The 1,027-nt window shown below is 44.0% G+C and carries 1 protein-coding gene; it reads left to right on the forward strand.

All coding sequences use genetic code 11. The annotated features are described in order from the left end of the window. On the forward strand, positions 1–999 hold a 999-nt coding region (locus A3729_RS07850), incomplete at its 5' end, for an SLC13 family permease (RefSeq protein WP_068633573.1). Positions 1,000–1,027 lie beyond the last annotated feature (28 nt).

The following is a 1,027-nucleotide window of genomic DNA, read 5'->3' on the forward strand; positions in this document are numbered from 1 at the left end:
GCGTCGGGCAAGAAGTTTCATCATATTGATCATGACCATGGAGATGATGATGACGTTCATGAGGATCATCGTCAGGCCCTTGCCCAGTTTCGAGCATTCTTACGTAGCTTGATGATGCATGGTGCTGTAGGGACTGCCTTGGGTGGTGTCTGTACACAGGTGGGTGAGCCTCAGAATCTACTAATTTCTGAAAAACTGGGTTGGGACTTCGTAGAGTTTTTCTTGCAAATGGCACCGATTACAATGCCGGTTCTGTTTTTTGGCTTGCTTACTTGTATTCTGTTAGAGAAAACCAAAAAATTTGACTACGGGGCTAAGATTCCAGGCTCGGTTCGGAAGATTCTAGAAAACTTTGATCAGGAAGAGAAGGCTAAAATGACCCCGGAATTTAAAGCTAAGTTGATTGCTCAAGGTGCAGTGGCAGTACTGTTATGCGTATCACTAGCTTTGCATTTGGCTGCGGTAGGGCTAATTGGTTTAACAGTCATTATTCTTGCAACTGTCTTTACTGGGATCAATGAAGAGCATCAAATTGGTAAAGCGTTTGAAGAGGCATTACCGTTTACAGCTTTACTCGTTGTCTTTTTCACGATTGTCGGTGTAATTCATGAGCTGCACTTATTTTCGGGTGTGATTAACTATGTTCTGTCGCTTGATGAAAGTGCCCAGCCTGGCATGTTCTTCATTGCGAATGGAGTACTGTCGATGATTAGTGATAATGTCTTTGTTGCGACTGTTTATATCGATGAAGTGAAGAGTGCCTTTGATGCCGGTTCTATTAGTCGCGAGCATTTTGAAAAGCTTGCCATAGCGATTAATACCGGAACAAACCTACCTAGTGTTGCAACGCCAAATGGTCAGGCGGCCTTCTTGTTCTTGTTGACCTCTGCGATAGCGCCATTGGTGCGTTTATCATATGGCAAGATGGTGGTTATGGCCTTGCCATATACTGTGGTATTAGGTGTTGTTGGCTATCTAGGTGTTTATCTCACACTCTAGGCTATGAATGCTTGATATAGCCCGGCCT

This window comes from Oleiphilus sp. HI0043, assembly GCF_001634935.1.